Annotated in this window: 1 protein-coding gene; it reads left to right on the forward strand. The window is 53.3% G+C overall.

Features of this window, described 5'->3' with window-relative positions; genetic code table 11:
• On the forward strand, positions 1-497 hold a 497-nt coding region (locus tag ACTHUR_RS19015; protein WP_440400335.1), incomplete at both ends, for a L,D-transpeptidase.

Genomic DNA, 497 nt, shown 5'->3' on the forward strand with positions numbered 1-497 from the left:
ATCCGACTTGGCACATCCCTAAATCCATCCAAAAAGAACGTGGCGACGGCGTCAAAAGCGTACCGGCCGGTCCTAACAATCCGCTCGGTCCTGTTTTCGTCCGCCTCGGCGACCCAAAACTCGGGTTAGGCATTCACGGCACTAACGCTCCTGCCAGCGTACCGGGCGTCCGCAGTCACGGCTGCGTCCGCATGAAGTCTCCGGATGCACTGGAATTTGCCAAAACGATTGCCACAGGCGTTCCCGCCTCTGTCATCTACCAAATGGCGAGCCTCAACGAAGATGCCAACCAAAACCTTTGGCTTGCCGTACACCGCGATCCATACAACAAAAAAAATCTGGACACGGCAGCCTTGAAAAAAAGTATTACCGCGTGGGCAAAAGCACACGGCAAAACCATTAATCCCGCCAAAGTAGACGCTATTTTAAAAAACCGTACCGGCACAGCCAACTGTCTGACCTGCGCCAAAGGCGTCAAACTCAAAACCCCATTGAAA

Source organism: Neisseria sp. P0021.S007, from assembly GCF_051956855.1.